Raw genomic sequence first — 8,521 nt, 5'->3', positions numbered from 1 at the left:
CCTCCGCGACCGCTCGGGCGCGGAACGGCAGGACGACCGCGCACGGAACCCCTCTCGTCGCGGATCCCGCCGGACCCGACGGCGGGGTCGACCCCGGACCCCGGCCCGTACGGGCCGGGGTCCGTGACTGAAAGGCGCAGCTTGTCCACCACCGAAACCATCGCGGCGGGCTCCGGGCTCACCGGCGCTCTCTACGCGCTCCTGGGGCTCGGAGCGCTCGCCGCCGCCGTCCTGCCCCGGCTCGTCCGTCGCAGACCCCTGTCCATGCCCATGGTGTTCCTGGCGGCCGGCGCGCTCTCCGGCCTGCTGCCGCTCCCCTTGCCCGACCTCGACCCGTCGGCGAACCGGGTCTGGGTGGAGCACATCACCGAACTCTGCGTGATCGTCTCCCTGATGGGCGCCGGCCTCGCGCTGAACCGGCCCTTCGGCTTGCGCTCATGGGCCGGCCCGGGGCGTCTGATCGGCATCACGCTGCCGCTCACGGTCGCCGCCACGGCGGCGCTCGCCTGGCTGCTCCTCGACTGGCCCTGGGCGAGCGCGCTCCTCGTCGGCGCCCTGCTCGCACCGACCGACCCGGTGCTGGCGGCGGAGGTGCGCGTCGGGGAGCCGACGGACGAGAAGGACGACGAGGACGAGGTCCGCTTCACGCTCACTTCTGAGGCGGGCCTCAACGACGGACTGGCGTTCCCCTTCGTCCTCGCCGCCCTCGCGCTCGCCGCCGCCGGAAGCACGTGGGGGGAGGTCGACTGGGCGCGGTGGGTCGGCGTCGACCTGCTCGCGAAGGCGGCGATCGGCGTGGCCGTCGGTCTGGTCCTCGGCAAACTCCTTGGCCGGATGTTCTTCCGGGCGGAGACGTCGTCGCTCAGGCTGTCCGAGCACATGGAGGGGTTCGTCGCCCTCGCGGCGACGTGCCTCGCCTACGGACTGGCCGAACTCGCCCATGGTTACGGCTTCGTCGCCGTCTTCGTCACCGCCTGCACGGTACGGGCCGCGGAGCGCGGTCACGGCTACCACAAGGTGCTGCACGGGTTCACCGAGCAGATCGAACGCCTTCTGACCGCCGGGCTGCTCTTCCTGCTCGGCCACTACCTGGTGTCCGCCGGGTTCGCGGCCCTGACCTGGCAGATGGTCCTGGTCGCCGTGGCCCTCATCGTGGTCATCCGTCCCGTCACGGGATGGATAGCCCAGCAGGGTTTCGTCACGGGCCCGAGAGAGCGGATGGTCACGGCGGTCTTCGGACTGCGGGGCATCGGCTCCCTCTTCTACCTCGCCTACGCGCTCGGCCACCACGGCTTCGAGGAGCAGGCACGGGGGCTGTGGGCGCTCACGGCCGTCACGGTGGCCCTGTCCGTCCTGCTCCACGGCATCGGCGCGACACCGGCCATCGGTCACCTCGACCGGCTGCGCACCGTCCGCCCGCGCGACGCACCGCCCTGAGGGGCTCTGACGCCGCCTCCGACGGGGCGCTCCGCCGCGCGGGCGCCCCGTCGGAGGCGGCGTCATGTGTCAGTGCCGGTCCGCGGCGCCGTCCGTCTGAAGGGCGTCGACGATCGCCGCGATGAAGGCGTCGAGGTCCCCCGGGTCACGGGAGGTGATGAGGGTGTGGCGTCCGGAGGTGTCCACGACGACCTCGCGGTCCGTCCAGCCGGCTCCCGCGTTCTCCAGGTCCGGCTGGAGCGAGGAGTACGACGTGAGGTCGCGACCCTTGGCCAGACCGCTGTCCACGAGGAGCCAGGGGCCGTGGCAGATCGCGGCGACGGGCTTGCCGGCCTCGGCGAAGGCCGCGACGAGGCGGCGCGCGTCCGGGTCCGTCCGCAGCTGGTCGGCGTTCACCGTGCCGCCGGGCACGACGACCGCGGCGAAGTCCTCTGCGGACACCTTCGACAGCGTCGTGTCCGGCGGGACGACGGCACCCGGCTCGCGGTCCGAGACGACGGTCTGGACCGACTCGTCCTTCTGGGCGGCGACGGTGACGGCGGCCCCGGCTTTGCGGAGGCCGGCGGCCGGCCGTACCAGCTCGTCCTGCTCCGTGCCGAAGTTCGTCGTGAGGATCAGTACGTTCTTGCCTTCGAGTGACACGTTCTCTCCCTGAATGGTGTGCGGCGTGGTCGGGGGTGTCCGAGGGGTCCCGGCTCACGGCCCGTCGCCGTCCGGGCTCACGGGCCGGGAGCCGCCTTCCGGAGGCTCCTGAATGCCCCGCCGCGCGGAGCTTCGGCGGGCGCGGCACAGCGACGCTCCCACCGGGCGGCGGAAGTGCGGGCTGACCTCCAGCCACACCACCACCTTGCCCCCTCTCTCCCGCTGCTGCCCGCTCCTCGCCGCCCCACGCGCGCCGGCGAGGCGGGCGAGTGGCATCACCTCCGACCGCTCCCCCGAGAGCGCGGGCCGTGCAATGGCCGTGATTGGGCCCCGCATCGTCGGGTACGCGGCGGAAGGCACCGTAATGATCCCGACTCGGACAGGAGAGATACCGCCATGGGCATGGTGAAGCAGACGATCGACGTGGACGTCCCCGTACGCAACGCGTACAACCAGTGGACGCAGTTCGAGGAGTTCCCGCGCTTCATGGAGGGCGTCGAGGACGTCACGCAGATCGACGACCGGCACTGCCACTGGCAGACGAGGGTCGCGGGTGTCCGGCGAGAGTTCGACACGGAGATCGTCGACCAGCTGCCCGACGAGCGCATCTCGTGGCGCACGGTCGGCGGTGAGGTGCAGCAGAAGGGCGTGGTCACCTTCCAGTGGCTCGACGAGAGCCACACCCGGGTGAGTCTCGCCATGGACGTGGAGCCCCACGGACTCGCCGAGAAGGCGGCCGACGCGCTCGGCATCCTGGACCTGCGGGTCAAGGAGGACCTGAAGCGCTTCAAGGGCTTCATCGAGGAGCAGGGCCACGAGACCGGCGGCTGGCGCGGCCGCGTCAGGCCCTCGGACATCGACGGGGGCCAGGCCGCCGGGGCGACGCCTTCCCACGCGCCGGTTCACGAGACTCCGGGAACGACGGGCGTGCCCGGTCCGACGAGCACGTCCCCGGGTACGCCGGGAGCCTGGCCCAACGCTCAGGCCGGTGACGCCGACGGGCCCCGTCCGATCTGACGCAGCCCGTCACCCGCACCGCGCACCACGACACTCGCCTTCGCCGCCCGCCCCCGTACCGCTCGGGGGCGGGCGGCTGTCTGCGCGCACCACGGGCACGCCCACGACGAGCACACCCCTCACAAGCCCGCCCGCCCCAAGCACGCCCACCACCGGACATGATCCAGCCCGGTATCTAGCACAATCCGCTCCGAAGTTCTGATTTGCCCGTTTCGAACCAGCGATCGGGGCAAGCAGCCCAGCATGATGCGCATCGGGTACACGATGATGACCGAACAGGCGGGGCCCCGTGAGCTGGTCGACCACGTGGTGGCGGCGGAACGCGCCGGCTTCGACTTCTCCGTGATCTCCGACCACTCCTTCCCCTGGCTGGAGTCGCAGGGGCACGCACCCTACGCGTGGAGCGTCCTCGGAGCGGCGGCCCAGGCCACCTCCCGCATCCCGCTGATGACGTACGTGACCTGTCCGACCTTCCGGTACCACCCGGCGGTCGTCGCTCAGAAGGCGGCGACGCTGCAACTGCTCTCCGAGGGCCGCTTCCGGCTCGGCCTCGGCTCGGGCGAGAACCTCAACGAGCACATCGTCGGGAAGGGGTGGCCCTCGGCCGGGGTCCGGCTGGAGATGCTGGACGAGGCCGTCGGCATCATCCGCGACCTCTTCTCGGGCGACCACGTCACCCGGCACGGCCGCCACTTCCAGGTCGACAACGCCAAGCTCTGGGACGTCCCGGCGACCCCTCCCCCGCTCGGCATCGCCGTCTCCGGCTCCCGCTCCGTCGCGCTCGCCGGGCGCCACGCGGACCTGCTGATCGCCACCGAGCCGAAGCGGTCGCTGCTGGACGACTTCTCCGCGCAGGGGGGCACGGGCAAGCCCCGCGTCGGCCAGATGCCCCTCTGCTACGACCCCGACCGCGACGCGGCGATCTCCCGCGCGCACGAGCAGTTCCGGTGGTCGCTCGGCGGGTGGCGCCTCAACGCCGAACTCCCCCTGCCGGGCGGCTTCGAGCAGGCCTCCGCGCACACCCGTGAGGAGGACGTGGCGAAGAGCATCCCGTGCGGCGACGACGTGGAGGCCGTCGTCGAGGCGGCCCGCGCGTACGCCGAGGCCGGCTTCACCGACCTCGCCCTGGTCCAGATCGGCGGTGCGCACCAACTGCCCTTCATCCATTGGGCGGAGACGAAGCTGCTGCCGGCCCTCCGCGAGCTGTGACCGGACCGGCGCAGGCCGCCGGCCGGGCCCCCCGGGCGCGACGGCGCGTCACACGGCGGCGGCCCGTGCCGCCGTATCTGCGGAAAGACCGCGCAAGTTGGCGGAGACGGTGGAGGCGGTGGAGTTGACCTCGCCGGGTTCGCCGGGTTCGAGGTGCCCGCCGCCTACGGTCATCTCCTGCACCCGTTCCCGGCCCACGGCTCCAACCACCGCACCGACCGTACCGGCGCCCCGCCGGGTCGCCGACCGCACCTGACCCGCGCCCTGCCCGGGTCGCCGGGTCGCCGACCGCTCCTCACCGCCACTCCCCCGGTTTGTGGCACCGCGGCCGCCCTGCCCGTACGCTCCGGGACGTGTCGTCCTCCACCGAGTCTCCCGAGCACTCCGGTGCCGTCCGAGCCCGTCCGCGCCGGCTCCTCGTCATGCGCCACGCCAAGAGCGCCTGGCCGGAGGGCGTCGCCGACCGGGACCGCCCCCTCGGCCCGCGCGGACTGCGCGACGCCCCGGCCTCGGGCCGGTTCCTCGCGGACAGCGCCGGGCGGCCCGACCTCGTCGTGTGCTCTCCGGCGCGACGCGCCCGCGGGACCTGGGAACTCGCCGCCGCGGAACTGGACGGCCCGGTGCCGACCCGCCTCGACCCACGCGTGTACGGGGCGGACGCGACGGAACTCCTGGACGTCCTCCACGGCGTACCCGACGAGGTCGGGACCCTGCTCCTGGTCGGCCACAACCCGGGTCTGGAGGAGCTGGTGCTGCTGCTCGCGGCCGGGACGGGGCAGGTGGGCTCCGTGGAGGGGCCGGACGGTTCCGTCCGGGCCGCCGAGGTGGACGCGGACGCGCAGGGGTCCGACGGCCTCCTGGACCGGGTCCGCACCAAGTTCCCCACCTCCGCGATCGCCGTCCTGACCTGGCACGGCACCTGGTCCGGTCTCGGCGCGGGCGGCGCCCGCCTGGCTGACCTGGCGATTCCCCGCGGAGCGCGCCGGACGTCCTGAACGGCGACCGGACGCTCAGCCGGACGGCACCCGGTCCGCGGGCTCCCTTCCCCCGGCCTCCGGGACCAGGCGGTGGACAAGCGCCGCCGCGACCGCCACGCCCGCCGCGAGGACGAGGGTGCCGGTGAGGGACCGGGCAGCGACCGGGCCGGCCAGGGCAGCGCCCACGGCGAAGCCGGTGATCTTGAGACTGGCGCCCGTGGTGAAGGTCTGGCCGCGCAGGTGCTCCGGGGACTCGCGGTGACGGACCGTGAACAACGCGGCCAGCTGCGGGCCTTCGCCGATCCCGAGCAGGAGGGCGGCCGCAACGAGCACGACCGGTCGGCCCGAGGCCGCAAGGAGCAGCGCCGCCGCCTGCACCAGGGCGCCGGCCCGGACGATCGTGTCGGGGGCGACCGCGCGCGGGAAGCGGGCGAGGACGGCGGTCGCCGCCATCGCCGAGACGGCCGCGCAGGACAGCAGCAGCGCGCCGCGGCCGGCGCCGCCCAGGACCCGCTCGCCCAGCAGCGGGAGGCAGGCCGCCAGCATGCCCTGGGCGACGCAGGTGGCGACGGAGGCGAGAGTGGCTTCCAGGAGCGGGCGCCGTGCCACGATGACCCGTAGCCCGGCGGAGAGATCGTCGCGCACCGAAGCCCGCCGGGCGTCCCGCGTCCCGCCCGGACGGGACGGGAGGAACCACGCGGCGGGCAGGGCCGTGGCGACGAGGGCGGCGGCCGCCACCACGGCCTTCGACGCGCCCACCGACTCCGCGACGACGCCGGCGAGCGCCGGTCCGGCCAGGCTCGCCGCGCTGAACGTCATGGCGTCGAGGGCGTTCGCCCGGGGCAGGCGGTCCCCGGCGACGACGGCGGGCAGCTGGGCCGTCCACCCTCCCGAGAGGGCCGGTCCCCACAGGCCCGTCAGCACCGCGATCAGCAGGGTGACCGGGAAGGGCAGCCGGCCGAGCCCGAGGAGGGTGGCCCCCAGCCCCAGCGCGTACAGGAGCAGAGCCGCGGCCAGCAGGCGCCCCGGCCGTCCCGCCCGGTCGAGGAGCGCCCCGAGCAGCGGCCCGCCCACGGCGGCGGAGACGGTGATCGCCGCCAGCAGCGCCGCCGCGTCGCCGGACGATCCGGTCAGCGCGAATCCCGTCAGCATCAGCGCGGGTCCGGACATCTCGTCGCCGGCGCGGGCCGCGACCGCACCGGCGAGATAGCCGGGCAGCGAGTAACGCTTCATCATGGGAGTGACGTTACGCAGGTAACTCAAAACTCAACAAGATACGTTACATTCGCCGTATGTCCCCTCCCCGTGACGACTGGTCCACCCGACACTCGGTCCTGACCACCGCGCAGCGGACCGCCGCCCTGCTCAACGTCCTCGCCGACGAGGATCCCGAGCCCGCCGAAGTCGCCGACGTCCTGCGGGCGTACGGTGAGAGCGACCCCCTCGTGCTCACCCCGGGCGACGTCGCCGGGATGCGCGCCGCCGCGGCGCTGCTGCGGCGGGTGTTCGCCGCCGAGCACGTCGACGAGGCCGCCGCGGTCCTCAACCGCCTCCTGCGGGAGCACACCGGTCCGCTCCGGCTGACCTCCCACGACGGCGACAGCCCCTGGCACCCCCATCTGGACCCCGACGACGAGGCCCCCTGGGACGAATGGCTCCTCGCCTCGTCGTGCATGGCGCTGACCGTGCTCGTCTGGGACCGCCAGCGCCCGCCCGGCCGGACCTGCGCGTCGCCCGGCTGCCGGAACGTCTTCGTCGCCCAGGGCAGCGGCCCCGAACGCCGCTACTGCTCCCGCCGTTGCGCGACACGCGAACGCGTGGCGGCCCACCGCCGGTCACTGGCCGCGGCGCCGCCGGGCGGCCTCAGCTGAACGTGCCCCGAGCCGGTCCGGGTGCCGCGACCGGAGGCGGCCCGCTTCCGGGCCGTGGGCAGGCCCGGCCCCGGGCCGGCGCGGGGCGGCCCGTACCGGGGCCGGGCGTCACCACGTACGGTCGAGCAAGTGCGTGAACAGCGCGTCCAGTTCCCGCGCAGCCCGCCCGGCCGCGAGGATCCCGCTTCCGGCCGGGAGCACCCCCCTCCCACCCGGCAGGGCCTCCCGCAGCGTGCGGCGCGCCGCGTCCAGGTGTCGGCGGGCCTCCTCACGCGTACCGGTCCGGCCGCCGGCCGCGTCCACGAGCGCGGCGGCGTGCTCGGCGGTCTCGCCGTCGATCGTCCCGACGGAGTCGAGCAGCGCGCCCAGTTCGCGGGCGGCGGCTCCCCCGTCGGCCAGTGCGACGAGGATCGGATAGGTCTTCTTGCCCTGCCGGAGGTCCGCGTGGACGGGTTTGCCGGTGACTCGCGGATCGCCCCAGACGCCGAGGAGGTCGTCGACCGCCTGGAAGGCGAGGCCGAGGTGGCGGCCGGCGCGTTCGAGCGTGGCCACGGTCCGCTCGGGGGCGCCGCCGAGGATCGCGCCCAGCGCCAGCGCACAGCCCAGCAGGGCACCCGTCTTGTGCTCGGCCATCGACCGGTACTGCTCCGGCCGGACCGCACCGGGTCCGCGCCAGGGGCGTTCCTCGAAGCGGAGGTCCTCCGCCTGACCGGACACGAGGTCGTTCAGGGCGCGGCACAGGTTCCGTACCGCCTCCCCCGTGCGGTGGCCCGGCGCCTCGGCCAGGACCGTGACGGCCTGGGCGAGGAGCGCGTCCCCGGCCAGGACGCCGGGGCCGGTCCCGTACGCCTTCCAGACCGCCGGGCGCCGCCGGCGCAGCGCGTCGGCGTCCATGATGTCGTCGTGGAGCAGGGAGAAGGTGTGGACGAGCTCGACGGCGACGGCCCCCGGGACGGCCACGGCGCCGTCCGCGCCGACGGCTTCCGCGCCGAGCACGGCCAGCGTCTGCCGTACTCCCTTGCCCTCGGACCCGTCGGGGTCGGGGGTGCCGCCCCGGTCGGCCCAGCCGAGCCCGTACGCCGCCATCTCGCCGGTCCAGGGGTGGAGGCGGCCCACGGCGTCGACGAGCGCGGGCCGGACACGGTCGCGGCACCGCTCCAGGAGGGCGGCGGCCGCCGGAGTGCCGGGGGTGCGCGGAGGGCCGCTCCGGGTCGGGGCGGTGCCGCCCGGCCCGCCGAGTGGCGCGCGGGCCGCCGGGGCGGACGTCGGGAGGGCGCTCACCGCAGCCCCTCCACGTCGGCCTTCCGCAGCGCCGCCACACCGACCTCCGGGAGCACCGGTCCGGTCTCCCCCGGGGTGTCCCCCGGC

Annotated in this window: 9 protein-coding genes; 5 read left to right on the top strand and 4 right to left on the bottom strand. The window is 74.7% G+C overall.

What is annotated here, in order from left to right; genetic code table 11:
- The first annotated feature begins 141 nt into the window (after positions 1-141).
- Positions 142-1,437, top strand: a complete 1,296-nt coding sequence (locus EAO70_RS07270; protein WP_261992718.1) for a cation:proton antiporter — start codon at positions 142-144, stop codon at positions 1,435-1,437.
- Positions 1,438-1,506: 69 nt separating this feature from the next.
- Here EAO70_RS07270 and EAO70_RS07265 read toward each other — a convergent pair whose 3' ends face one another.
- Positions 1,507-2,079 (bottom strand): type 1 glutamine amidotransferase domain-containing protein, encoded by a 573-nt coding sequence (locus EAO70_RS07265; RefSeq protein WP_148002175.1) that lies wholly within the window; start codon positions 2,077-2,079, stop codon positions 1,507-1,509.
- A gap of 402 nt (positions 2,080-2,481) precedes the next feature.
- Here EAO70_RS07265 and EAO70_RS07260 point away from each other — a divergent pair, with 402 nt between their 5' ends.
- Positions 2,482-3,096: an SRPBCC family protein gene (locus EAO70_RS07260; protein WP_410091127.1), complete on the top strand. Its 615-nt coding sequence runs from the start codon at positions 2,482-2,484 to the stop codon at positions 3,094-3,096.
- A 243-nt stretch (positions 3,097-3,339) separates the two neighbouring features.
- The gene (locus EAO70_RS07255; RefSeq protein WP_148002173.1) at positions 3,340-4,305 is read left to right on the top strand and encodes an LLM class F420-dependent oxidoreductase; all 966 of its coding nucleotides are present in this window, start codon (positions 3,340-3,342) and stop codon (positions 4,303-4,305) included.
- Positions 4,306-4,353: 48 nt separating this feature from the next.
- On the opposite strand, the gene EAO70_RS37720 is transcribed toward EAO70_RS07255, so the two are convergent.
- Positions 4,354-4,515 carry a hypothetical protein gene (locus EAO70_RS37720; RefSeq protein WP_187283775.1) on the bottom strand — a complete coding sequence of 54 codons (162 nt, stop codon included), beginning with the start codon at positions 4,513-4,515 and terminating at the stop codon, positions 4,354-4,356.
- 212 nt (positions 4,516-4,727) lie between these two features.
- On the opposite strand from EAO70_RS37720, the gene EAO70_RS07250 reads away from it, so the two are divergent.
- Entirely contained in the window at positions 4,728-5,300 is a 573-nt protein-coding gene (locus tag EAO70_RS07250) for a SixA phosphatase family protein (RefSeq protein WP_148002187.1), read from the top strand.
- Between the two features lie 15 nt (positions 5,301-5,315).
- Here the strand turns inward: EAO70_RS07250 and EAO70_RS07245 are convergent, their stop codons facing one another.
- Positions 5,316-6,518 (bottom strand): MFS transporter, encoded by a 1,203-nt coding sequence (locus tag EAO70_RS07245; protein WP_148002172.1) that lies wholly within the window; start codon positions 6,516-6,518, stop codon positions 5,316-5,318.
- 56 nt (positions 6,519-6,574) lie between these two features.
- Here EAO70_RS07245 and EAO70_RS07240 point away from each other — a divergent pair, with 56 nt between their 5' ends.
- Positions 6,575-7,153, top strand: a complete 579-nt coding sequence (locus EAO70_RS07240) for a CGNR zinc finger domain-containing protein (RefSeq protein WP_148002171.1) — start codon at positions 6,575-6,577, stop codon at positions 7,151-7,153.
- Between the two features lie 108 nt (positions 7,154-7,261).
- On the opposite strand, the gene EAO70_RS07235 is transcribed toward EAO70_RS07240, so the two are convergent.
- On the bottom strand, positions 7,262-8,314 hold the full coding sequence (locus tag EAO70_RS07235) for a polyprenyl synthetase family protein (protein WP_261992725.1): 1,053 nt from the start codon (positions 8,312-8,314) through the stop codon (positions 7,262-7,264).
- Between the last annotated feature and the right edge of the window lie 207 nt (positions 8,315-8,521).

This window comes from Streptomyces sp. adm13(2018), from assembly GCF_008042145.1.
Taxonomy (GTDB): Bacteria; Actinomycetota; Actinomycetes; order Streptomycetales; family Streptomycetaceae; genus Streptomyces.
Note: the sequence above shows the minus strand (reverse complement) of the source record. Positions and strands in the feature narration are given on the sequence as shown.